At 72.6% G+C, this 23,646-nt stretch carries 18 protein-coding genes; 10 read left to right on the top strand and 8 right to left on the bottom strand.

Annotated elements, in window-relative coordinates:
* The first annotated feature begins 25 nt into the window (after window positions 1-25).
* Both KSO97_RS06505 and KSO97_RS06510 read left to right on the top strand, forming a co-directional pair.
* Window positions 26-313, top strand: coding sequence for a DUF2470 domain-containing protein (locus tag KSO97_RS06505; RefSeq protein WP_232677269.1), 288 nt, complete (start codon window positions 26-28; stop codon window positions 311-313).
* Window positions 314-403: 90 nt separating this feature from the next.
* A complete protein-coding gene (locus tag KSO97_RS06510) occupies window positions 404-2,497 on the top strand; it encodes a RecQ family ATP-dependent DNA helicase (RefSeq protein WP_232677270.1) in 2,094 nt (697 codons plus the stop codon).
* A 62-nt stretch (window positions 2,498-2,559) separates the two neighbouring features.
* On the opposite strand, the gene KSO97_RS06515 is transcribed toward KSO97_RS06510, so the two are convergent.
* From KSO97_RS06515 to KSO97_RS06525, 3 genes are all read right to left on the bottom strand, one after another.
* Window positions 2,560-3,309, bottom strand: coding sequence for a collagen-like protein (locus tag KSO97_RS06515; protein WP_232677271.1), 750 nt, complete (start codon window positions 3,307-3,309; stop codon window positions 2,560-2,562).
* Window positions 3,310-3,409: 100 nt separating this feature from the next.
* The gene (locus tag KSO97_RS17835) at window positions 3,410-5,974 is read right to left on the bottom strand and encodes a LuxR C-terminal-related transcriptional regulator (RefSeq protein WP_269782092.1); all 2,565 of its coding nucleotides are present in this window, start codon (window positions 5,972-5,974) and stop codon (window positions 3,410-3,412) included.
* Between the two features lie 154 nt (window positions 5,975-6,128).
* Window positions 6,129-6,800 carry a pirin family protein gene (locus tag KSO97_RS06525; RefSeq protein WP_232677272.1) on the bottom strand — a complete coding sequence of 224 codons (672 nt, stop codon included), beginning with the start codon at window positions 6,798-6,800 and terminating at the stop codon, window positions 6,129-6,131.
* Between the two features lie 16 nt (window positions 6,801-6,816).
* On the opposite strand from KSO97_RS06525, the gene KSO97_RS06530 reads away from it, so the two are divergent.
* Entirely contained in the window at window positions 6,817-8,151 is a 1,335-nt protein-coding gene (locus tag KSO97_RS06530; protein ID WP_232677273.1) for a glycoside hydrolase family 1 protein, read from the top strand.
* A 60-nt stretch (window positions 8,152-8,211) separates the two neighbouring features.
* Here the strand turns inward: KSO97_RS06530 and KSO97_RS06535 are convergent, their stop codons facing one another.
* Together KSO97_RS06535 and KSO97_RS06540 are read right to left on the bottom strand one after the other, a co-directional pair.
* Window positions 8,212-8,976, bottom strand: coding sequence for a sulfotransferase (locus KSO97_RS06535; protein WP_232677274.1), 765 nt, complete (start codon window positions 8,974-8,976; stop codon window positions 8,212-8,214).
* Window positions 8,977-9,034: 58 nt separating this feature from the next.
* Complete coding sequence (locus KSO97_RS06540) at window positions 9,035-10,951, bottom strand: glycosyltransferase (RefSeq protein WP_232677275.1); 1,917 nt, start codon at window positions 10,949-10,951, stop codon at window positions 9,035-9,037.
* Between the two features lie 19 nt (window positions 10,952-10,970).
* On the opposite strand from KSO97_RS06540, the gene KSO97_RS06545 reads away from it, so the two are divergent.
* The 5 genes from KSO97_RS06545 to KSO97_RS06565 are packed head-to-tail and all read left to right on the top strand — an operon-like array spanning window position 10,971 to window position 17,693.
* Entirely contained in the window at window positions 10,971-12,623 is a 1,653-nt protein-coding gene (locus tag KSO97_RS06545) for a hypothetical protein (RefSeq protein ID WP_232677276.1), read from the top strand.
* Window positions 12,620-14,107 carry a glycosyltransferase family 2 protein gene (locus KSO97_RS06550; RefSeq protein WP_232677277.1) on the top strand — a complete coding sequence of 496 codons (1,488 nt, stop codon included), beginning with the start codon at window positions 12,620-12,622 and terminating at the stop codon, window positions 14,105-14,107. The genes KSO97_RS06545 and KSO97_RS06550 overlap by 4 nt, the downstream gene beginning before the upstream one ends.
* 58 nt (window positions 14,108-14,165) lie before the next feature.
* Entirely contained in the window at window positions 14,166-15,275 is a 1,110-nt protein-coding gene (locus KSO97_RS06555) for a sulfotransferase family protein (protein WP_232677278.1), read from the top strand.
* Window positions 15,275-16,213 (top strand): glycosyltransferase, encoded by a 939-nt coding sequence (locus KSO97_RS06560; RefSeq protein WP_232677279.1) that lies wholly within the window; start codon window positions 15,275-15,277, stop codon window positions 16,211-16,213. The genes KSO97_RS06555 and KSO97_RS06560 overlap by 1 nt, the downstream gene beginning before the upstream one ends.
* 7 nt (window positions 16,214-16,220) lie before the next feature.
* Window positions 16,221-17,693 (top strand): glycosyltransferase family 2 protein, encoded by a 1,473-nt coding sequence (locus KSO97_RS06565; protein WP_232677281.1) that lies wholly within the window; start codon window positions 16,221-16,223, stop codon window positions 17,691-17,693.
* A 93-nt stretch (window positions 17,694-17,786) separates the two neighbouring features.
* On the opposite strand, the gene KSO97_RS06570 is transcribed toward KSO97_RS06565, so the two are convergent.
* Window positions 17,787-18,926, bottom strand: a complete 1,140-nt coding sequence (locus KSO97_RS06570; RefSeq protein WP_232677284.1) for a MalY/PatB family protein — start codon at window positions 18,924-18,926, stop codon at window positions 17,787-17,789.
* 23 nt (window positions 18,927-18,949) lie between these two features.
* Here KSO97_RS06570 and KSO97_RS06575 point away from each other — a divergent pair, with 23 nt between their 5' ends.
* Complete coding sequence (locus KSO97_RS06575; RefSeq protein WP_232677285.1) at window positions 18,950-19,801, top strand: hypothetical protein; 852 nt, start codon at window positions 18,950-18,952, stop codon at window positions 19,799-19,801.
* A gap of 46 nt (window positions 19,802-19,847) precedes the next feature.
* Window positions 19,848-20,942, top strand: a complete 1,095-nt coding sequence (locus KSO97_RS06580; protein WP_232677286.1) for an NAD(P)-dependent alcohol dehydrogenase — start codon at window positions 19,848-19,850, stop codon at window positions 20,940-20,942.
* Here the strand turns inward: KSO97_RS06580 and KSO97_RS06585 are convergent.
* Window positions 20,920-22,914 carry an NADPH-dependent 2,4-dienoyl-CoA reductase gene (locus KSO97_RS06585; protein WP_232677287.1) on the bottom strand — a complete coding sequence of 665 codons (1,995 nt, stop codon included), beginning with the start codon at window positions 22,912-22,914 and terminating at the stop codon, window positions 20,920-20,922. The genes KSO97_RS06580 and KSO97_RS06585 overlap by 23 nt on opposite strands.
* Entirely contained in the window at window positions 22,911-23,441 is a 531-nt protein-coding gene (locus KSO97_RS06590) for a PadR family transcriptional regulator (RefSeq protein ID WP_232677288.1), read from the bottom strand. Before KSO97_RS06590 ends, KSO97_RS06585 begins: the two co-directional genes overlap by 4 nt.
* Window positions 23,442-23,646: the final 205 nt, after the last annotated feature.

The following is a 23,646-nucleotide window of genomic DNA, read 5'->3' on the forward strand; positions in this document are numbered from 1 at the left end:
GTCGTGGCCCCGCTACGGTGCGGCCATGCCCGACTTCGACGACGCCGCGGTGACCGCCGTGCTGGCGCACATGAACGACGACCACACCGACGACAGCCTGCTCATCGCCCGGGCGTTCGGCGTTCCGGGGGCGACGTCGTCGACGATGACGGGCTTCGACGGCGAGGGCGGAGTGTGGGACGTCGACGGTCAGACCGTCCGCATCGGGTGGCCGGCCGGGCCGATCACCGAGCGCGCCGAGGTGCGCCGCGAGATCGTGGCGCTCTACGACGCCGCGTGCGAACGCCTCGGCCTCGAGCCCCGGCCGCACTGACCGCCGTCTCGGACGGCGCGGCGGCTGGTCGTCCACAACGACCGCCCAGGCCCGCGCGGGGATGTCGGGTGACGCTGGTAGACAGCAGTCATGAGCAGCGCCGACCTCGACGTCACGACCGTCCGCGACCAGGCCGAGCATCACCTGCGGGCCCTGGTCGGACGCGACGACGTCACGCTGCACGAGGACCAGTGGACGGCGATCGCCGCGCTCGTCGTCGACCGTCGTCGCGCGTTGGTGGTGCAGCGGACGGGCTGGGGGAAGTCGGCGGTCTACTTCGTCGCCACCCTGCTGCTCCGGGCGACCGGCGCAGGCCCCACGGTGATCGTCTCTCCCCTGCTCGCTCTCATGCGCAACCAGATCGCCGCAGCCGAGCGCGCGGGCATCCGCGCAGCCACGATCAACTCCACCAACCTGGAGGAGTGGGATCAGGCGCACGCGGCCATCGCCGCGGGGGAGATCGATGTCCTGCTCGTCAGTCCGGAGCGACTGAACAACCCCGGCTTCCGCGACGAGGTGCTGCCCCGTCTCGCCGCCACGTGCGGCTTGCTCGTCGTCGACGAGGCTCACTGCATCAGCGACTGGGGCCACGACTTCCGGCCCGACTACCGCCGCATCCGCACCCTGCTCGGCGACCTGCCGAGCGGCATCCCGGTGCTGGCGACGACCGCCACGGCGAACGCGCGGGTGACCGCGGACGTCGCCGAGCAGCTCGGCGCCGACACCGTCGTGCTGCGGGGCTCCCTCGACCGTGACTCGCTGCGCCTGGGCGTCGTGCGACTCCCGACGATCGAGCAGCGACTGGCCTGGCTCGCCGACCACCTCGACCGTCAGTCCGGATCCGGGATCGTCTACTGCCTGACCGTCGCGGCCACCCAGGAGGTCGCCGACTACCTCCGCTCGCGCGGACACGACGTCGCCGCCTACTCCGGGCAGACCGAGCCGACCGAGCGGATGGCGCTGGAGGAGGGCCTGGTCAGCGGGCGCCTCAAGGCGTTGATCGCGACGAGCGCACTCGGTATGGGTTTCGACGCCACCCTGGGCTTCGTGGTCAACCTCGGTGCTCCGCAGTCGCCGGTCGCCTACTACCAGCAGGTCGGTCGCGCCGGTCGCGGCACCGCCGAGGCGACCGTGGTGCTCCTGCCCGGCACCGAGGACCGCGACATCTGGGCCTACTTCGCCTCGTTGAGCTTCCCGCCCGAGCGGCTGGTCCGCGAGACACTCGCCGTCCTCGAGGAAGAGGGCCGCCCGCTCGGCCCTGGCGCGTTGGAGACACGGGTCGAGCTCTCTCGCTCGCGGTTGGAGCAGATGCTCAAGGTGCTCGACGTCGACGGCGCCGTGCGACGCGTCCGGTCGGGCTGGGAGGCCACCGGGGAGCCGTGGCACTACGACGAGCAGCGGTACCAGCGCGTCCGGGAGGCGCGCGAGCGCGAGCAGCAGGCGATGCTCGACTACCAACGCACGACCGGGTGCCGGATGCGCTTCCTGCGCGATCAGCTCGACGACGACGGCGCGACCGACTGCGGACGTTGCGACAACTGCGGCGGACTGTCCCTCGACGCGGCGGTCTCCCAGGACGCCGTCGACCAGGCGCAGCGGCGACTGGCGCGACCCGGCGTCCCGGTGGCGCCGCGCAAGATGTGGCCGACCGGTCTGGCAGCCATGGGCATCGCGGCGAAGGGCAAGATCACCGGGGCGGAGGAGGGTCGAGCCGTCGCGCGGTTGACCGATCTCGGGTACGGCGGAGCGTTGCGGGAACTGTTCGCCGAGACTGCACCCGACGGGCCGGTGCCCCTCCCGCTCGTGCGCGCCGTCGTCGAGGTGCTGCAGGACTGGCAGCCCGAGGTCGACGCGATCGTGGTCGTGGAGTCCGCCCGTCGCCCTCACCTGACCGCGGATCTGGCCGACGGCCTCTCGCGCTACCTGCAGGTCCCGATGGTCGGGCGCTATGCGATCGTCGATCCCGACGTCGCGCCGAGTCAGGGCGCGACGAACTCCGCGCACCGCGTGGCCGCCGTCGGGCGACGCTTCGACCTGGATCTCGGCGCCGACGTCGCGGGGCGGTCGGTGCTGGTGGTCGACGACCAGGTCGGCACCGGGTGGACCCTCACCAGCGCCGCCGTGGCGCTGCGCGCACGGGGTGCGACCCGGGTCCTCCCGCTGGTGCTCGCCGCCGGCGCCTGAGGACGCCCTCGCGGGCGGATCGCCGGCACCGTGTGGCCGGTGGCCACACGGTGCCGGGGCAATCACGGAGCGGCGTTCACGCAGACGATCCTGATATTCAGGCTCAGGTCGAAGGCGGAGGAGTTGTATCCCGCCACACGGCCCTGGGTCGAGGTGTTGACCACAGCGGATACCGGAATGGCGTCGTTGTTGCCGCTCCACCAGCCGGAGACGCTCATGAGAACTTTGCCGGCCGCACAGCTCATTGTCGTCGAGTTGCCTTGCCCGGCCAGAACCGGGATCGAGGATGTGGAAGTGGTGTATCCGGTGATCCCCGAGGCACCCGCAGGACCTTGTGCACCCGCGGGCCCCTGGGCACCCGCGGGTCCGGCCGGCCCCGGGACACCTGCCGGTCCAGCAGGGCCCTGGAGTCCGGCTGGGCCACGTTCGCCGACCGCCCCCGTATCGCCCGCGGGGCCTGCCGGGCCACGCTCACCAACGGCACCCCGCGGACCCGCCGGCCCCAATGATCCGTCGGCGCCGGCGGGGCCCGGTGCACCGGTCGGCCCCGTCTTGCCGCGGAGCGCCTTCTTGGTCGATGGCGCGAGGTCGATGAGCTTGATGGTGCCGTTCTTGATGTCCGCACTCGTGATCGCCCGCGCGGCGACGGCGCCGCCTGCGAACGATCCCAGGAGGGCCAGCGAAGCGATGCCCACGACGGCGGCGTGCGAGGCGCGGACGCGGAGTCGGCCCGGCAGGATCTCCTCCGAGCTGGCCTGCCCGGTGGAGTCGGGAGTCTGTGATGAGCGTGCGTGACGGCGAATGGTCGACATGCCTCGCACGCTAAGGATGTCCAGGGTACCGACGCCTGAGTGAGCACCACTCAATTCGACGCGCGCGCCGGCACGGAGCCTGGCTCGCGCCGGCCTGCGATCAGGGCGAGGGCGGTCGAAGCGCTTGAGTCAGCTCGTGGCGGGACCGCACGCCGAGCTTGTCGTAGGCGCGGGAGAGGTGGTTCTCCACGGTGCGGACCGACAGGGTGAGCCGGTCGGCGATGGCGATGTTGCTGGCGCCGCCGGCAGCCATCAGGGCGATCTCGCGTTCGCGCGGCGTCAGGCCGGGATCGCGCAGGTGCCAGAGCAGCGGGGTGCGTGGTCCACCGACCTGGGTCGCCCAGGTCTGCGCACGCTCGCGCCACGACGCCGACTCGGCGACGTCGACATGCAGACGCGCTGCCACGGCGCCGGCCTCAGCGGCGGAGAGCCAGGCGCCCAACTCGGCGAACCCGATGGCCGCCGTCTCGGCTGCTCGGACGTCGCGATCCTCCAGGCCACGGGCCAGGGAGCGCCGAGCCGTCAGCAGGGGGGCCGAGCCAGGGCACCGCGCCAGCGTCGCGACGGTGTCGGTCGGATCGTCCATCCGGAGCCGCTCGTGCACGATCCAGGCCACCGTCGACAGGGCGCCCGCCTGCTCTGCGGCGTCCTGTGCGTCACGCAGGAGACGCACGGCCCGGCCCGGCGCTCCCGAGGCGTGCACGAGCCAGGCATGGGCGATCGGCGTCTGATGCAGCAGGAACCCGACGCCGCCGCTCGCGTCGCGCAGCTGCCGCTGCAGGTCCTCGTCGGCCCGCCCTTGCGAGCCCGCACAGATGGCGAGGTTCTCCAGCGCGATCCGCCGGCAGTCGACCATTTTGGCCTCATCGGCCGCCGAGAGGGCCCGTCGGGCCCAGGTCTCCGAGCGCTCCAGGTCGCCGCTGTGCAGCCATCCGTTGCCGACGTTGAGCGCCGCCCAGGCGCGCGCCCGCAGCACACCGGCCTCGATCGCCTCGGCGTGTGCGCGGCGCGCGTAGTCCAGCGACGAGGAGAGGTGGCCGTGATGACACAGAGCATGACTGGCGATGATTAGCGAGACCAGTCGTGCACCCGGGATCGTCGACTCGGCTCCCCGCAACGCGTCCTCGTGCCCGGTGGTCGCGATCTGGATGGCGGTCCCCGTGTCACCGAGGACGGTGGTGGCGTGAGCGCGGCTGGTGGCGATCAACGCGGTGAACGCCGCGGGACGCTCCGGATCGGGTGGCAGGGAGTCGAGGCGCTGCACCGCCTCGGCCGCACGGCCCGCGTAGGTCAGACCGTTGGCCTCGGCGATGCGCAACGCCTCGCGCCCCCAGGTCGCCTCGGCGGGCAGCCTGGCTGCCTGGGTGGTCAGTGCCATCGTGCCGGCATCGACGTCGAACCGGGTCCAGAGCTCGATGTCGTGGAGCTGGAGCGCGAGCTGCACCGCCGGCAGCCCGGCCGGCGCGACTTCGAGAGCGTCCTTGAGTACCGAGACCGCAGCGTCGGCGTCACCGAGCTCGAGCAGGGCCGCTGCCTTGACCGAGGCAGCGGTCAGCGCGTCCGCGCCGCGGACGACCGCGGCGTCGGCCAGATCCAATGCCTGGCGCACGTCGCCGGCCGCGTCGGCCGCGCGCGCCGCCGTCAGCAGCTCGTCGCCGCCGACGTCACGACCGGCATCGATCGCGAGATGGGCGCGATGCGCGGGGTCGAGGCGGTCGTGCGCCGCGTCGAGGTAGTCACCCAGTCGGGCGCGCCGCTCGGTGTCCTCCACCCGCTGCCAGAGCACCTCGCCGAATAGCGGGTGCCGGAACCGCAGCGACGGCTGGCCGGCGACCTCGGTCGACTCGATGATGCCGACGCGTGCGAGGTCGGTGGCGGCCGCGGCGAACCCGAGCGCGTCGGCGAGCGCGGCATCCATCCGGCCGACCCCTGCCAGCAGGATCGCCAGCTCGCGTGACGTCGGCGCCAGCGCCTCGACCTGCTCGGCGACGATCGCCTCCAGCCGGGGCGGCACCCCGAGAGACCGCCGGGTCAGCCATCCCGAGGGGCCGACCTCGAGGTTGCCGGTCAGGCGAGCCTGCTGCACCAACTGCTCGATGAAGAGCGCGTTGCCGCGCGCACGCTGCCAGAGCTCGTCGACGAGCGTGGGGCTGACCTCGCCGCCGAGCAGCTCTGTGGCGAAGTCGTGGGTCTCCTCGACACTGAACGGATGCACGACCACCACCCGGGTCGAGGCCGACATCGCGAGCTCACGCACGGCCTCGGGAAGGACGCCGTCGGTCGTGCGTACGGTCGCCACCACCCGGACACCGCGCAGTCTCGCTTGCGCCACGACCGCCGCGGTGACGTCGTCGAGGTGGTCGATGTCATCCACCAGCACGGTGGTGACCTGTCTGAGTGCCGCGTGCGCGAGCGCCACCCGGGTGGCGGGGTCGGTGGCCTCGGCTCGCGGATCGATGACCGGCCCGAGTGCGGCGAGCGGAACTCCGCGCAGAGCCTCCATGGCCCACACCCGCAGATCGCCGGCGTGCGCCGTCGCACCCAGCAGCCAGGATTTCCCGACGCCGGGCCCGCCCGCGAGGAGGACGGTCGCGACCGCCGGGTCCGCGCGAGCCTCGGAGATCGCGGCGACCAGACGGAGACGAGGGACGGCTGTGGCACTCATGCTCGCCCCTTCGCGCTGCCCGGTGGTGGTCGTCCCGAGGCGGGCCAGGGTGCCAGGCGGCCGAGTCGATGTCGAACCGGCCCACTGCGGCTCAGGATGCTGATCCCCATGCGGTCGCGAGCGATCGCCGTCTTGCCGGCTTCGATCCGCGCGGTCAGCCCGCCAGCCCGAACTCCCAGACCAGCAGCTCGCTCGGCACCGCCGCCGTCACGTCGTGCGCCGGCTCGTCGGCGAACCGGAACGCGTCGCCGTCGGCGAGCGGCTCGGCGAGCGAGGATCGCAGCAGCGCACCGCGCGCCACGTAGACGTGCAGCAGCGGCGCTGTCGGGAGCGTGAGCGTCTCTCCGGCATCGAGGCGGGCCACGCTGAGCCGGGCGCCGGGCTGTGGCTGCAGCACCTCGACGAGCTCGCCCGTGACGAGCGCCGGCGTCGACGATGAGTACGACGGCGTTCCGTCGGCGTCGTCGGCCGCCGCGAGCCAGACCTGGACGAACCGGGTCTGCGGCGCTGCGGCCACCTCGCTGTGATCCACACCGGCGCCGGCACGCAGATGCGCGAGCTGCCCGGCCTCGACGACCACCTCGGTGTCGCCGTCACGGTGCCGTAGAGCGCCCGAGACGACCCAGGTGACGATGTCGAGATCGCTGTGCCGATGGCTGTCGAACCCTCGGCCGGACGCGAGCAGATGATCGTCGTGGCACACCATCGGCCCGAAGCGGAGATTCGCCGGATCATAGGCGGCGCCGAAGGAGAAGGAGTGCCGCGTGACCCGCCCCTCGGCTCGTTCGACGAACCTGGCAGAACCCCGGCGGATCTCGACCGTCACGGGCATCATTGTGCCGGTGACGCTCGCCCCCACAGCGTCGGGCATCCCACCGCTTCCGCCCGACTTCGTCATCGGTGCGGCCTCGTCGGCCCTGCAGAGCGAGGGCGCGGTCGGCGAACGCGGCACCACGATCTGGGACACGTTCCTCGGGACGGATCCGACCTTCGCGGCCGGCCCGCACGCGATGCGCGGTGCCGACGCACTGGCGCACATCACCGAGGACGTCGACCTGTTGCGGGGCCTCGGCGCGCGCGGCTACCGCTTCTCGGTCTCCTGGTCGCGTGTGCAGCCCGGTGGTCGTGGCCCGATCGACGCGCGCCGGATCGACGTCTACGACCGCCTCGTCGACGAGCTGTTGGCCGCCGGCATCGATCCGTCGGCGACCCTCTACCACTGGGATCTTCCCCAGGCCCTCGAGGACGACGGCGGGTGGTTGAACCGCGAGACGGTCGAGCGGTTCGCCGACTACTCCGCGGCCGTGGGTGCGCGCCTGGGTGACCGCGTGGCGCACTGGGTCCCGGTGAACTCACCGAACCTGGCCGCCCTGCTCGGCTACGTCGACGGGCGCCACGCCCCCGGCCGCGAGCTGGGCTTCCTGGGCGTGCTCGCGGCCCATCACCTGCTGCTCGCCCACGGTCGCGGTGTCGCAGCGCTCCGATCGGCGGGCTGCCCGAGCATCGGATGCAGCAATCACCACTCGCCGATGTGGCCGGCGAGCGAGGCCGCCGCGGACCTGGGTGCCACGAAGCTCTTCGACGCCCTCTTCAACGGCTTCTTCCTCGAACCGATGCTGCTCGGCCGCTACCCCGCCGACGTCGAGCCGCTGGTGGAGGAGTTCGTCCGCCCCGGTGACCTCGCCTCGATCCGGCAACCTCTCGACTGGTACGGCGTGAGCTACTACCGGCCCATCCGGGTCGCCGCGACGCCCGAGACCGAGGAGATGCCCTTCGAGCTTCTCGACGTGCTCGGCCACCCGCGCACCGACGCCGGCTGGGCGGTCGTGCCGGATGCGCTGCGGGAGTGGTTGATCACCACGCGTGCCCGATTCCGGGCCGCGCTGCCACCGCTGGTGATCACCGAGTGCGGTGCTGCCTACGACGGCGTGGACGACCAGGGTCGGATCGAATTCCTGGCGGGGCATCTTCGCGCCGTCGCCAGCGCCGTCCAGCGCGGCGTCGACGTCCGGGGCTTCTACGTGTGGTCGCTGACCGACAACCTGGCCTGGACCGAGGGCTGGGACCACCGCTACGGCCTGGTGCACGTCGATCCGGACACCCTGGTGCGTACTCCCAAGGCCTCCTACCGCTGGTTGAGCGAGCTCATCGCCCGCCTCCCGCAGCACGCGGGCTAGCCACCGGCCGGGGTCGAGGAGTTCGCGCTGCGATCGTGACGAGACCCCGCGGTCGCAGGGTCAGATCGAGTGCCTCACCTCGAGCACCGCGCGCACGGCGTCGAGGTCGAAGGGCTCGCCGAGCCATGCGAAGAGGCCGGCGAGCGCTCCGGGGTCGGCGACGTAGTCGTCGTAGTGGATCCGGTAGGCGGCGGCGCCGAGGTCGTCGGCGAGGGTCGTGAGCGCGGTCTCGTTCGCCTGAAGGTGACGGCGGTTGGCCGCGACCTGGTCGGCGTCGCCCTCTCCCCACCAGCTGCTGCGCCCGACGTCGTCGAGGTTGCGGGTGTTCACCAGGAAGCGCGCGCCGGGGAACACCTCGCGCAGCCAGGCGACGTACTCACCCAGGTCGTCGCGCTCCTCGTTGAACCAGGTGATCTCCTTGAAGCCGACAACGCGGGTGTCGGCCTTGGGCCGCAGCACCGTGTCCAGCACGAGACGGCGGATGCCGGCGAGCGAGCGGTCCTCGGGGAAGTCGCCGGCACCGAAGAACGGATGCGTGCGCTGGCGGAAGTTCGCCTTCGGGCCGCGCGCATTGACCTGCAGCTGGCGGTGGAAGTCGAAGAGGTGCCGTAGCGCGTCGCGGTTCTCGCCGCGGATCAGGTATCCCGGGATGGCATTGAGCAGGCCGCTGACCAGCGTCGACCCGGAACGTCCGTAGGTGACGACGAACAGGTAGTCGAGGTCGGACTCGCCGTTGCGTGCCCGCAGCCGCTGTACGCGCTCTCGGAGTCGCGCGTTCTCCGCGTGCAGCGCGTCGAGTTCGCCTCCCGCGCCTGGGCCTGTCACGGGCGCCACCCTAGCCTCGCGGTCGTCTGACGTTGACCCGTCTTTATCTGAAGACGGGTCAACCTCGATCAGCAGCGGCGCGGAGGGTGATCGCCGCCTCGAGGAGCGCATCGGCGCGCGCGTCGAAGGAGTGCTGAGCCGTGACCCGCTCCGCCAGGGCGCGACGGGCGGCGACGTCGGGCCAGTGCTGCTCGGGAGCCCGCGCGAGCCGGGCCAGGTCGGACGGCGTGCGCCAGATCGGGACGGTCGCCTCCTCCAGGCCGGGGATCTCGTGCAGCCCGGCGACGTCGTCGGTCAGCAGCCGGCCGCCGACGGCGAGCACGTCGAAGACCCGGTTGCTGACGAAGCCGCGCAGCCGCATCTGCTCGTGGTGGTCGTTGAGCACCACGGCCGCGCCCGCGTAGTGCGCCGGCAGGTCCTGGTTGGGCAGCGCGGTGCCGACGACGCGGGGGCCGCTGCGGGCGTGCTCGGCGTCCGGCAGCCAGGCCTCCCAGCCGGCTCCGACCACGTCGAGGTCGAGGCCGGTCGCGATCGCCGCCTCGACCGCGGGCCGCATGCCGCCGCGGGCGTTCGCGACGAACAGCGGCCCGGCGGAGCCGTCGTCCGGGATCGGCGCGACGTCGGGGTGGAAGCGCGTCGTGTCGGTGCACTGCAGCAGCGGTGAGATCGGGACTCCCCACTCCGCGGTGCGCTCGTGCGCCCACGTCGTGGAGGCGGCGAAGACGGCGTCGTAGGCGGCGGCCTCGCCGGCGTCGACCTCGTCGGGGTCGTAGATGACCCAGAGCAGACTCACCGAGCCCGGAGTGGGTGCCACCCGGTGCAGGCCCCGCAGCGTGAGCGCGACGTCGTCGAGCTCGCGCGTGGCTCGCTCGCGGGTCTCGGGGTGGTCGATCGCCACCCACTGGCCGCGCCGTTCGAGGGCGTCGGCGAGCGAGCGAGCGAAGTGCCAGTCGCCCCAACGGCGCCCGATCGGCGCCGCGCCGGCGGGGATGTCGATCGACCAACGCAGGGCCGGCCGACCTTCGCGCACGGTCAGGGGGCGACCGGCACCCTCGAACCCGGCAGGCGCCCACAGATGCGCCCAGCGATCGGCGTCCTGGGGTGCGATCGCGTGGTCGTCGCCGAAGAGGCGGGCGTCGGTGGCGAGCAGGGTCGCCCCGTCCGGGCTCCCTCCGCGCCGGACGGCGGTCACGCCCGGGTAGGGCTGGGGGAGGGCCAGTCCATCGAGCCGCTCGGCGTCCTGGACGGGATGGCCGGGGAGCAGGGGCGCGGCGACGGTGAAGTCGTCGCGCAGCAGCAGCGGTTGTGCCGCCCGCACTCCCGGCCCGAGCGCCGCGACGAGGGCGTCGAGCCACGGCCACCCGGGTGCCGGCGTCTCCGGGTCGACGGTGACGACGACGGCGGGCGCGCCGGCCGCATCGCCGTCGTCGAGCGACGTGGCACCCACGCGCACCTGCGGTCGGTCGGCGGCCAGCGCATGCAGGATGCGGTCGACGTCGGGCGCCGTGGGCTCGAGCAGCACCGTCGCATCGGGGTGGCGGTGCCCGAGATGCCGGATCCACCGGATCGCCAGGTGCAGGTCGTCGGCCGGCACGCGCACCGCGACGTCGGTGAACGGCGCCCGCGGTTCGGCGTCCGGGAGCACCTCCGCGGGGTCGTGATCGACCAGCCACTCCAGCAGCGGGCCGAGCTCGGCCTGGGGGTAGCGCGGATGCGGGCTCCGGCCACGCCCTCCGGGCCGGTGGAGGTAGAACGACAGCGGATCGGGTGCGTCGCGCTGCCAGCGCCCGCCCGGGTAGAGCCAGGCCGGCTCGAAGAGCGGGTGCGGCGAGGCGTGCGGTGGGCGCTCCCGCACCCAGTGCCGGGCAGCCTCGCCGCGGTCGGCGAACCGGACGCCGACCTGGGTGCCGTAGTGCTCGACGTCGAGAAGTCGGCTGTCGCGCACCAGCGCGATCGCGGTCTCCTCGTCCAGCACGGTGAATAGGCTATGCCGCATGCTGAGCGGCGCGCGGTTCCCCGCGTTGGTGGTGACCGACCGCCGCGTGGACGACGTGCGCGCCGAGAATGCCGACCGGCCGGCCGCCGATGTCGTCGTGGTGCCGCTCGGCGACGCGCGCCCCGACGTCCAGGTGCGCACGGTGGTGCTCGACGTCGCCGACGTCGCGGTGCTGCGCAGTGCTGCGGCGGGGCGGGCGATGGGCAGTGCCCGGCACCTGCGCTGCGTGGTGCGCTCGGCCTCGCAGGCGCTCACGCCGCGACTGCACCCGATGTGGGGCGCCGCCGTCTCGCTCGAGTGCTCGCTGGACGACGGTGCCGCGACGACGACGCTGGAGCTCGGGGAGCGCCGTCCGGTGCTCGAGGTGTGGCGCGCCCTGGCGGCCCCCCTCGGCGCGATCGGCCCGGAGGGACTGCGCGTGCTGCCCGCCGGCGTCCCCTACGACGCCGACGCGAAGGTGCCGCCGGACCTGATCGGCCCTCCCGTACCCGGCTCGGTCGGGAGCGACGGGGAGGCCGCGCCTGCGGAGAGCCACGTGCTCGCCCGACGCCCGGTGGTGCTCGACGTCGGCGCGATCGAGCCCTTCGCCCCGATCGACGAGGCCGTCTTCAACCCGGTGGGGTTCCCGCGCGCAGCCTCGGAGCCGGAGATCGACCTGCCCGCCGAGGCCGTGCTCACGCCGGAGTGGGCCGCGCGACTGCGTCGCCACGTCGCCGTCCGGGTGCCGGCGTCGATGGCAGACACGCGCCTGGCTGCGGGTCTCGCCATGTCCGGAGTTCCCCTGGTGGCCCCCGACGACGCCGCCCAGATGCTCGCGGACCCGTTGCGCCGCGAAGAGCACTCGGTGCTCCTGCGTCGGGGCGCGCTGATGGAGCACTCGACTTTCGCCGCGCGTCGCCGCGTCGCCGCGCGTGCCGGGGTTCGTGACACGGGCTGGCCGAGCGTCAGCCTGCTGCTGGCCACCCGACGTCCCGAGCAGCTCGCCTTCGCACTGCCCCAGCTCGCCCGGCAGCGCACCCCCGACGGCGGGCGGTGCGAGATCGTCGTGGCCGCCCACGGCTTCGCCCCGGACGCCGCGGAGGTCGCGACGCTCACCGACGGGGCGCCTGTCGTGGTCGTGACGGTGGCGCCCGAGGCCGTGCTCGGCGAGGTGCTGCAGGCGGCCGCGGAGGCGTCGTCCGGCGACGTCGTCATGAAGGTGGACGACGACGACTGGTACGGCCCGGACGTCGTCACGGACCTGGTGCTCGCGCGGCGCTACGCTCACGCCGACCTGGTCGGCATGCCGGCCGAGTTCGTCTACCTCGAGGGCCGGGACCTCACGCTGCGACGCATCGGGCCCTCGGAGAACCACGGCCGTCAGGCCGCCGGCGGCACGCTGATGCTCTCCCGCACGCTGCTGCGCGAACTCGGCGGCTTCCGACCCCTCGGCATCGGCGAGGACGCCCGCCTGCTCGACGCCGTGGTGCGCACCGGCGGCGTCGTCTACCGCACCCAGGGCCTGGGGTACGTGCTGCGTCGCCGCGCCTCGGGCCACACCTGGGACCCGGGCGACGACTACTTCCTGCGCCCCGAGACCCTCACGGCGCAGTGGCCGGGCTTCGCGCCGAGCGCTCTCGTCACGGGTCCGATCGAGGGGACGGACCGATGAGGATCTTCCGCAACGACTGGTCGCCGCTGGCGCCGCACCCCCTCGGCAGCTGGACGCCGTCGCTGAGTGTGTCGGTGGTGATCCCGGCGTGGAACGCGGGGCGGCTGCTGCCGACGGTGCTCGCGGGGCTCGCTGCACAGAGCTACCCGGCGCACCTGCTCGAGGTGGTGGTCGCCAACGACGGCCCGGTGCCGCTGGACCTGCCCGAGCTGCGTCCTGAGAACACCCGGGTCGTCGCCGTCGAGGGCGGCTGGGGTCGTGCCGCGGCCTGTCATGCCGGCGCGCTCGCCGCCGAGGGCGACGTCCTGCACTGGTACGACGCCGACATGCTCGCCGAGCGCACCCAGATCGAGGCACAGCTGCGTTGGCACCACCTGCTCGACCACGTCGTCGTGCTCGGCGACAAGCGGTTCGTGGACCCCGCGCCCGTGCTGGAGGCCGGGCCGTCCGCTGTGCGGGACGCCGTCGTCGCCGATCGGGTGGGCGCGTTCTTCGACGGTCTCGACCGGGTCGGCCACACCTGGGTCGACGAGATCTACGCCCGCACCGACGACCTGCGCGCCGCCGGCTGGTTCGCGCTGCGCACCCACACCGGCGCGACGGCGTCGGTGCGCCGCGCGCTGTATCTGGAGTCCGGGGGGATGGACACCACCCTGCGTCTGGGTGAGGACATCGCCCTCGGTGCGCGCCTGGCCGAGGCCGGCGCGGTCTTCGTGCCCGACCACGAGGCGGTCTCGTGGCACCTGGGGCCGACGCACGTGATGGACCGCCGCGAGCAGGTCAACGCCTACAACGACCCCTTCCACGCCGACCGCACCCCCGTGCTCCGCGCCAAGCGCCGGGTCGGCCGCACTTACACCGCTGCCTACCTGGACGTCGTCCTGGAGGTCGCGGCCGGCTCGGCTCCCACCTGCCTCCCGCACGCCGACGTCGTCGACTGCGTGGACGCCGTGCTGGCGAGCACGCTGCACGACCTGGTGGTGACCCTCGTCGGGCCCTGGTCGCTGCTGGACGACGAGCGCCTCGCTGTCCTGGACGACCCGCTGCTCGACCTGCGCCTGGTGCGGGCGGCCTACGCGGGGGAGGCGCGGGTGCGGTTCGCGGAGGAGGTGCCGGTCGAGCGCGACGCACCCTTCCGCCTCGCGCTCCCGGGGGCGTCCTTCGCGCCGCGGCGACCGACGCTGGAGCGGCTGCTGCTGCACCTGGAGCACACCCACGACGGCCTGCGCGTGATCCGCCTCAAGGACGGTTCGGTGGCGCGGATCGAGCGCACTGCCGCGGTCGCTCGTGCGCTGCGCGTCGTCGAGCCCGGCGAGGCGCTCGACGACGTCCTGGCACAGGTGGCGGGAGTCGGCGAGGTGGCCGGGCCTGCGGTCGGGTTCGGTCCGATCGAGAAGGTGCGGGTGCGCAACGCGCCGCGAACCGGCGGCCCCGCGCTCCCGGCCGACGAGGCCTGGGCCAAGGTCGACCGCCAGCTGCCCTGACTCCGCCGCCCCGGCGGTGCTCGGGCACGCGACTCGAGGCTGCCGATACCGTGGCCCCGTGCAGAGCGCCCCGACGTCCCCGAGCTCGATGTCCCCGAGCCCGACGCCGGCCAAGCGCCGCGCCGTGTTCGTCGTCGGCTCCGGCCGCAGCGGCACCAGCACGGTCGCGGGGGCTCTGCGCACGCTCGGCATGCACGTCCCGCAGCCGGAGGTCGCGGCCGACGACACCAACCCCAAGGGCTTCGGCGAGCCGCAGTGGGTGGTCGACCTCCACACCGAGCTGCTCCAACGCTGCAACGTGCAGGTCTCCGACGCCCGCCCCCAGGCCTGGTTCGACGCCGGCAAGCTCGCCCAGTTCGACCCGCTGCGCACCCGCCTGACGACGTGGCTCGAGGGCCAGTTCGCCGAGGCGTCCGAACTCGTCGTCAAGGATCCGCGCCTGGCCTGGTTCGTCGGCCTCTGGCGTGCCGCCGCGCTGCGCTGCGATGCCGCACCGGCCTACATCACGATGCTGCGCCCGGTGACCGAGGTCGTGGGCAGCAAGCAGAAGTACTACGGCGGTGGCGACCGCACGGCGGGCGACGTCCAGCGCACTGCGGCGTGGGTCAACATGATGCTGCACACCGAGCGGGCCACCCGCGGGTCGCAGCGTCGGTTCGTGCGCTACGCCGACCTGCTCGAGGACTGGACCGTGCCGATCTTCGGCGCCGGCCAGGAGTTCGACCTGGTGGCGGTGCAGACCGCGCAGGCCAACGACATCCGCGCCGTGCACGGCTTCATCGATCCCTCGCTGCGCCGCGTCCAGCTCACCTGGGACGACGTGGACGTGCCGCGGCGGCTGCGCGAGATCGCCGAGGAGTCCTGGCAGCACCTCGACCGTCTCGCCGACGAGTCCGCCGGCGGCGGCGACCAGCCTGCGGTGCACGACGTCCTGGACCAGTTGCGCGCGGCCTACGGCGAGTACTACGGCGAGGCCGAGGCTCTCGCCCAGTCCACGGCGTTGGCCTCGTTCCGATCCGGTCAGGCCAAGGCGCGTGAGGAACTGCCCGCGCTCTCCGGCGGCGCGTCCGGTGGGTTCTCGCACCGGCTGCGTTCGCTCGTCCCCGCACGTGCTCGACGCTGGGCGCGGCGGATGCTGGCCAGGGGTTCGGGCCAGGAGCGCGCCTGATGGTGCGCGGTGCCGACATCCCCTGCCGCGAGGGCGACGGCGGCTACGACGTCCGGTGGCCGTGGAACGCCCCCGGCCTCGGCCGACGCGACGATGGCCTGACGCCGGGCCTGACGTGCGTCTTCCGGGTCAAGAACGAGGCTCGCAACCTGCCCTGGGTGCTTCCGCCGATGTTCGCCGCGGTCGACCACGTCGTGCTCGTCGACAACGAGTCCGACGACGGCACCCTCGAGGTCGCCTCGAAAGTCGCGGCCGACGCCGACGCCGGCGCTCGCTTCACCGGTACGACCTATCCCTGGCGGGTCTCCCGCGCCGGCGCGGAGCACCTGGCGACCCCGCCGGACTCCGTGCACTCGCTCACCCACTTCTACAACTGGTCGTTCGCGCATGTACGCACCACCTACTCGATGAAGTGGGACGGCGACATGGTGCTCACGCCCGAGGGCGTCGGGGTGCTGCGCGACCTGGCCTGGCAGCTGCAGGGCAGTGGCTCGGTGGTCGCCATCCCGCGCCACCCGTTGTCGATCGTCAGCGAGCGCGAGGCCTGGATCGACCTGGGCTTCCGCTTCCTCGAGCCGTGGATCTACCCGATGGGTCCGGACTTCACCTACGTCAAGGCGTTCGAGTGGGAGGTGCGGGAGTTCCCGACCAGCTCCGAGCGGATCATCGCGCCCGAGGGTCTGGTCGTGGAACTGAAGTGGATCGAGGAGGACGAGTTCGCGCACTGGACCTCCGTCGAGGACTTCGCCAACTCCCGCGTCCCGCGCAAGCGTCGCGAGTGGGAGGTCTACACCGCGATCATGGAGGGCACGGCGCATGAGGTGCCGGGCCTCCATCACGTCGTCGCGCCCGAGGGCGTGCACGTGGTGGACCACGTGGTGAACACCTGGCTGCGCACCGCCGAGCGGCCGCTCGTGCGCCGTGTGCGCGAATCGTGAGTCGGGCGTGAGCGACCGCGTCGACGTCCGGCTGCGCGACGTCGCCGAGCTCCGGGCCGCCGCGACCACCGGGCTGCCCGACGTCGACGACGGCGCACGGGCGCTCGCCGTCCGTCTGCGTCTGGACGACGACCCCGGCGCGCTCAGCCTGGTGCCCCGGCCGGAGTGGCCGCCGCTGAAGGCGTTCCGCTCCGTGCCCAAGGACGGCGGGCGGTTGACCGTGGTGCGCTTCGGCCGCCCGGTCTCCGTCGTCGAGGTGCTGCGGGAGCTGGGGCTCCAGGCGGTGTGGCCGGCGACGGCGGGGGAGGCCGGTCTGCTGATCACCGACCGCGTCCCGGAGCCGGAGGCGCTCGTGCCCGACGCCGTCGCGGTGCCCGGCGGGCTCGTCGTCGACGAGCGCGTCTTCAATCCGATCGGCTTCCTGGTCGAGGCACCCGAGCCGGAGGTCGACGTCGCCTCGCTCGGAGAGGTCGGCCCCGCCGACATCGCGCGTCTGCGCTCCCATGCCGGCGTGCGGGTGACGCGCTGGGACGAGCCGGCCTGCCGCGCGGTCGTGCGGCTGGCGTGTGCGGGCGTGCCGGTGGTGGCGGACTCCGCCTCGCGTGCTCCGGATCTGCCCGCCTCGGTCGCGATGGCGATCACCGCCCCGGTCGATCTCGCCGACCCGCTCGCCCGCGAGGAGCACAGCGTGGTGCTGCGCCGCGCGGCCCTCGAGGCGTGCTCGTCGTCCTCGTGGAGGGCGGACGTCGTGCGAGGCGCGGGTCAGCCCGTCGCCGGCCAGCCGAGCGTCAGCATCGTGCTGGCGACCAAACGCGCCGAGATGCTCGACTTCGCCCTCGCCCAGATCGCTCGCCAGCGCGGCGTCGACCAGGTGCAGCTCGTGCTCGCCCCCCACGGCTTCGAGGTGGACGCGGCCCAGGTGCGCGCCGCCGTCCCCGGGATCGATGTGGTGCTCGCCCCGGCGGCCGACCAGATGCTCTTCGGCGATGTGCTGCAGACGGCCGCGGAGGCGTCGTCGGGCGACCTGGTGCTGAAGATGGACGACGACGACTGGTACGCCCCCGATGCGATCGCCGACCTGGTGCGAGCCCGGCGCTACTCCGGCGCGGAGCTGGTCGGCATGCCGCCGGAGTTCCACTACCTCGCCGAGCGGGACCTGACGGTCAAGCGCGGGCACCCGGTCGAGTGCTACGCCTCGTTCGTGGCGGGCGGCACGATGTTGATCGAGCGCGACCTGCTGCGCGAGGTCGGGGGCTTCCGCTCGACGCGCCGGTTCGTCGACGCGCAGCTGTTGGACGCCGTCCTGGCCGCTGGTGGCGCGATCTACCGCACCCACGGCCTGGGCTACCTGCTGCGCCGCAACGCCACCGGCCACACCTGGCAGGCCGACCTCGACTTCCTGCTCGACCCGTCCCGTGTCGCGGCCAGTTGGCCGGGTCTGCGCCCGTCGCGGCTGATGGAGTTGGAACCGAACTGCTGAAGGAAGTGACACTCGGCGGGGAGCGCCAGGCGTGCGTCGAGCCGGTTGCGTGGACTTGCTTCAGCACTTCGGCGGGGACGCCGACGGCGTCGCTCAGGCCTCCAGGGCAGCGGCCAGACGCCGCACGATCTCGGTGAGCCGCTCGGGGCTGGTGGCGATGTTGATCCGGGCGTGCCCGACCAGCCCCGGGTGGTAGTCGTGGCCGGCGGCGATCTGCACCCGCCCGCGCTCGAGCGCAACGGCGGCGGGGTCGTCGTAGCCGTAACCACGGAGGTCGACCCACGCCAGGTAGGTCGCCTCGAGCGGTCGCATCCGCGCCAGCGGCAGGTGGTCGGCCAGCAGGTGCCCGAGCAGGTCGCGCTGGGCACGCAGTCGGTCGAGCAGCGCGGCGAGCCAGGTGTCGCCGTCGGTGTAGGCCGCGATGGAGGCCTCGACGCCCAGCACCGACCACGAGTCGTTGCGTGCCATCGGCGCCGTGGCCAGGGCATCGTGCAAGAGACGCGATGCCGTCACCAGCTGGGCGCACTTGAGACCGGCGATGTTGAACGCCTTCGACGCTGCGACGACGGCGACGGTGTGGTCGGCGGTGCCGTCGATCGCCAGGTAGGGCACGTGCTCGCCGTCGAGCACCAGTGGCGCGTGGATCTCATCGCTCACCACGAACGCATCGTGACGCCGGACGACATCGCGCACACCCTCCAGCTCCGCGCGAGTGAAGACCCGCCCCCACGGGTTGTGCGGCTGGGTCAGCAGCAGCACGCGCGCGCCGTCACGGAAGTGCCGGTCGAGCGCGGCGAGGTCCAGCTCGGCTCGCGGCGCCTCGGCGTCGACGACGAGGGCATGGTGACGTCGCCCGGTGATCGCGGCCATCTCCAGTTGCGGCGCATAGCCCGGGACGGGCATCACCAGACCGCCCGCGGGTGCGGCGACGTCGAGCGCCAGGCGCACGCCTGCGGTGACGTCGACGGTCGCGACGACGCGTTCCGGGTCGACGTCGTGCGCGAAGTGGCGGGCGGCGAAACCGGCGTAGGCAGCGCCCAGCGCACCTCCCGCGCCGAAGCGCGGGTAGCCGGTGCGACTGGCGTCGATCGCCGCGTGGAGTGCCTCGGCGATCGGCGGCGCGATCGCGTAGTCCATCTCGGCGACCCAGGCCGGCAGCACGTCGTCCGGCACCTCGCCCCACTTGCACACCAGTGCTCGGCGGGCCTCGTCGTCGCTCAGATCGCGGATCACCCGATCGACACTAGGCTGAATCCGTGTCGAAGCTCTCCCGGATTACCGCCCGCCTCCGCTCCACCAGCGGACAGGCGCCCGCGCAGGAGTCGGCCGTCGAGGAGCCGACGACGCAGGCCCAAGCCGATCGCGAGCGTCGTCGCGGGATGAACCTCACCGAGCTCGCGCTCGACTTCGGCACCGACAAGGCCGGCGACCACCATTACACCCAGCACTACCAGCGCCACCTGGAGCACCTCCGCGGCGAGGCGTTCACGCTGCTGGAGATCGGTATCGGCGGCTACAAGAACCGTAAGAACGGTGGCCAGTCGCTACGGATGTGGAAGTGGTTCTTCCCGAAGGCGCAGATCGTCGGACTCGACATCGAGGACAAGTCCTGGGTCGAGGCGGGCCGGATCAAGGTCTACCAGGGCAGCCAGGACGACGAGGCGGTGCTGGAGCGGATCGTGGCCGAGCAGGGCCCGATCAAGGTCGTCATCGACGACGGCAGTCACCGCCCCGAGCACATCCGCGAGACCTTCCGCATCCTCTTCCCGCTGCTGGCCGACGACGGCATCTACTGCATCGAGGACACCCAGACCTCCTACTGGCCCGAGTTCGGCGGCTCGGCCGACCGGCAGGACCCGACGACGACGATGGCGCTGGTCAAGGACCTCATCGACGGCCTGCACTTCGAGGAGTTCGTCGACGAGGACTACACGCCGAAGTACACCGATCAGCACATCACCGGCATCAGCTGCTACCACAACCTGGTCGTCATCCAGAAGGGCGACAATGTCGAGGGCACCAACAAGCACTGGGTCCTCAAGGAGCGCTACGGCGGCGCTCCGACGGTCGGCCCGCACGCCCCCGGAGGGGCGCAAGCCGACCTGTAGCGGCGACGGCGGGAACCGGTCGGCGCCCGTGGACGTCGATCCCGGTGTGAGCACGCCCGAGCACGTCACCGCCATTCCGGCCACCATGCACGCCGTCACCCAGGACGGCTACGGCGATTCGGGCGTTCTGCGGTGGCGCGAGACCGCCACCCCGACGCCGCGTGCCGATGAGGTGCTGATCGCCGTCGAGGCCGCCGCGGTGGATCGCGGCACCTGGCACGTGATGACCGGCCTGCCACTGTTCGCCCGACTCGGACTCGGGCTGCGGCGTCCGAAGGCCCCGATCGCCGGTCTCGACACTGCGGGCACCGTCGTCGCGGTGGGATCGAAGGTCACCCGCTTCGCCGTCGGTGACGAGGTGTGCGGCATCGCGCGCGGTTCGTTCGCGCCGTGGGCCGCGGCCCGCGAAGCCAAGCTGGTCGCGGCGCCGACCTCGGTCGACGCCGTGCAGGCGGCCGCACTCGGTGTCTCCGGGATCACGGCCGTGCAAGCGGTCCGGGCCGCGCGCGTGCCCGACGGCGGGCGAGTGCTGGTGACCGGCGCGTCCGGCGGCGTCGGCTCCTACGTCGTGCAGGTCGCAGCGGCTCGCGGGCTCCGCGTGGTCGCGGTGTGCAGCGCCCCGAAGGTGGAGGCAGTGCGTTCGTGGGGAGCCGAGCGCGTCGTCGCCCGCGACGTCCACCGCGACACCCGAGCTCTGCTGGCGACCGCTGCCGGTGGCGAGTCGTTCGACGCCGTCATCGACATCGCCGGCCACATGCCGGTGCGGGAACTGCGTCGCGTCGTCACGCCCCGTGGCTCGATCGTGTTCGTCGGAGGTGAGACCGAGGGACGGTTGATGGGAGGGTTCCATCGACCGATGCTCCGCTCGATCCGGATGGTCGTGGCGCGGCAGCGCTACGTGATGCTCGTCTCGAGCGAGCGTGCGGAGGATCTGCAGACGTTGGTCGATCTCGTCGACGCGGGTGCGGTGCGACCGCACGTGCACGCCGTCCGGCCGGTCGAGGCCGCCGGCGCCGCTGTCGACGAGCTCGCCGCGGGTCAGGTGGTGGGCAAGCTGGTGCTGCAGGTCGCTTCCACGGGTCCGAGCGCCGCCGGTCCCGCCGGTATCCACGCTGCGGTCACAGACCCGCCGCGACCCTGACGCCCTGCTCGATGGCGCGCTTGGCGTCCAGCTCGGCCGCGACATCGGCACCACCGATGACGTGTCGGCCCTCGGCCGCCAGGTCGCGCACCGACTCCTGGCCCGCGCACACCACGACGTGGTCGCACGGGACGACGCGAGGCTCGCCGTCGACCAGCAGGTGCAGGCCCTCGTCGTCGATGCGCACGTAGGCCGCGCCGCTGATCTGCTCGACGCCCGCCTGACGCAGCACCGCGCGGTGGGCCCACCCCGACGTCTTGCCGAGGCCGACGCCGATGGGCGTGGTCTTGCGCTGCACCAGGGTCACCTCGCGGATGGGTGCGCGCGGCTTGGGTTCAGTGAGACCCCCCGGGTGCAGGGCCGGGTCGCCGACACCCCAGTGCGCTCTCCAATCGTCCTCGGTGTCGGCCGGGTCGTGGGTCAGCCAGTGGCTGACGTCGACGCCGATGCCGCCGGCACCGATCACGGCCACGCGCGTGCCGGGCACGACACGGCCGGAGAGCACGTCGGCATAGGACACGACGCTGGGGTGGTCGATCCCCGGTAGATCCGGCATCCGCGGCGTGACGCCACTCGCGACGACGACGTCGTCGTAGCCGGCCAGCTCGGCCTCGTCGGCCCGGGTCGAGAGGCGGACGTCGACACCGAGAACCTCGAGGCGCCGGGTGTAGTACCGCAGCGTCTCGGCGAACTCCTCCTTGCCGGGCACGGCCATGGCGAGCCGGAACTGCCCGCCGATCTGGGCCGACTGCTCGAAGAGCGTCACGTGATGGCCGCGCGACGCGGCAGCCTCCGCAGCCGAGAGTCCGGCGGGTCCGGCCCCGACGACCGCGACCCGGCGCGCCGTCCTGACGGGTCCGAGCACGAGAGTCGTCTCCCGGCAGGCGCGCGGATTCACCAGACAGCTCGCGCGCCGGTTCTTGAAGACGTGGTCCAGGCACGCCTGGTTGCAGGCGATGCAGGTGTTGATCTCGTCCGCACGTCCATTCATCGTTTTATCGACAAAAGCCGGATCAGCGAGGAGTGGACGCGCCATCGACACCAGGTCGGCCTGCCCGGTGGCCAGGATCTCCTCGGCCAGCTCGGGGGTGTTGATCCGATTCGACGCGCACACCGGGACCGCGACCTCGGCCTTGAGCCGTGCCGTCGCAGAACGCCAGGCACCCCGCGGCACCTGGGTGATGATCGTGGGCACCCGCGCCTCGTGCCATCCGATGCCGGTGTTGAACGCCGTCACGCCGGCCTCGGTGAGCAGGTGTGCGAGCTCCACGATCTCGTCCCAGGACTGCCCGCCCTCCACCAGATCGAGCAGCGAGATCCGGTACACGATGGGGAAGCCGTCGCCGACGAGCTCGCGGGTGCGACGCACGATCTCGACCGGGAAGCGCATCCGGCGCGCCGCCGTCCCACCCCAGGAGTCGGTGCGGTCGTTGGTGCGTGCGGCCAGGAACTGGTTGATCAGATAGCCCTCGGATCCCATCACCTCGACGGCGTCGTAGCCCGCCTTCTGGGCGAGGGCTGCCGACCGCGCGAAGTCCGACGCCGTCCTGTCGACACCGCGGGTGGAGAGTGCTCGCGGTCGGAACGGTGTGATCGGGCTCTTGCGTCGCGAGGCCGACACCGAGAGCGGGTGGTACCCGTAGCGGCCGGCGTGCAGCACCTGGAGGGCGATCGCGCCGCCGGCGTCGTGCACGGCACCGGTGACGTCGCGGTGCCGCATCGCCTGCAGGCGCGTCGTCATCTCCGAGGCGAACGGTTTGAGCCACCCGCGCCGGTTCGGCGCGTAGCCGCCCGTGATGATCAGGCCGACGCCCCCGCGCGCACGCTCGGCGTAGTAGGCGCCGAGCTCGTCGAGGTGACGGACGCTGTCCTCCAGGCCGGTGTGCATCGACCCCATCACCACGCGGTTGCGCAGGGTGAGGTCGCCCAGCGTGATGGGCGAGAGCAGGTGATCGAAGCTCGCGGTGCTCATGTGTGTGCCTCCAGGTACTCGGTCAGCCAGGTGATCCAGGTCTGCTCCATCAGGACGCCTCCGCGGAGCACGAGGTAGTGGTCGAGGTCGAGACCGCTCAGCGCGGCCGGGTCGGGGTAGTCGCGCTTCATCAGCTGCTCGTAGTGGTCCAGGCGCAGGTGATGGTCGGCCAGGTTGCTGCGCACGACGTCGAGCACCGCGTCGCGGTCGCCGAACGACGCACCGCGCAGCTTCAGCGCGAGCTCGCTGCGCAGCCCGGCCGTGGCGACCGGTGCGGCGAGCCACGTGGCCAGCGCCTGCTCGCCGTTAGGCGTGACGGCATAGACCTTCTTCGTCGGTCGCCCGGCCTGCGGCACCTCGCTCGCCGTCACCCAGCCGTCGCCGTCCATGCGGCCGAGCACGCGGTAGATCTGCTGGTGTGTCGCCGTCCAGAAGAACCCGATCGACCGCTCGAACCGGCGCGCCAGCTCCAGCCCGGACGACGGGCGCTCGCGCAGGGCGATCAACAGGGCGTGCTCCAGGGCCACCCCCTGATCATGGGGTGCGTATGCAACGAGTTGCAAGAGGGGCCGCGCAGCCGTGAGGAGAATCACCGGCTACCCGGTGATTCTCCGCTTGGGCCGGGCGAATCTCCCTTGAATCGTGCGAACTCAGTCCCGGTTCCGTGAGTTTCGCACTGCTAGTTCGGCCCTCGCGGTGATGACGGCGGGCGGTGACGTCTCGCACTACGAT

Origin of the sequence: Nocardioides sp. R-C-SC26 (genome assembly GCF_021246465.1) — a bacterium.
Taxonomy (GTDB): domain Bacteria; phylum Actinomycetota; class Actinomycetes; order Propionibacteriales; family Nocardioidaceae; genus Nocardioides.

What these genes read in the sequence shown, in the direction of transcription:
- KSO97_RS06505 (WP_232677269.1), top strand. Translation starts at nt 26, where the DNA reads ATGCCCGACTTCGACGACGCCGCGGTGACCGCCGTGCTGGCGCACATG.
- KSO97_RS06510 (WP_232677270.1), top strand. Translation starts at nt 404, where the DNA reads ATGAGCAGCGCCGACCTCGACGTCACGACCGTCCGCGACCAGGCCGAG.
- KSO97_RS06515 (WP_232677271.1), bottom strand. Translation starts at nt 3,309, where the DNA reads ATGTCGACCATTCGCCGTCACGCACGCTCATCACAGACTCCCGACTCC.
- KSO97_RS17835 (WP_269782092.1), bottom strand. Translation starts at nt 5,974, where the DNA reads ATGAGTGCCACAGCCGTCCCTCGTCTCCGTCTGGTCGCCGCGATCTCC.
- KSO97_RS06545 (WP_232677276.1), top strand. Translation starts at nt 10,971, where the DNA reads ATGCTGAGCGGCGCGCGGTTCCCCGCGTTGGTGGTGACCGACCGCCGC.
- KSO97_RS06550 (WP_232677277.1), top strand. Translation starts at nt 12,620, where the DNA reads ATGAGGATCTTCCGCAACGACTGGTCGCCGCTGGCGCCGCACCCCCTC.
- KSO97_RS06560 (WP_232677279.1), top strand. Translation starts at nt 15,275, where the DNA reads ATGGTGCGCGGTGCCGACATCCCCTGCCGCGAGGGCGACGGCGGCTAC.
- KSO97_RS06585 (WP_232677287.1), bottom strand. Translation starts at nt 22,914, where the DNA reads ATGAGCACCGCGAGCTTCGATCACCTGCTCTCGCCCATCACGCTGGGC.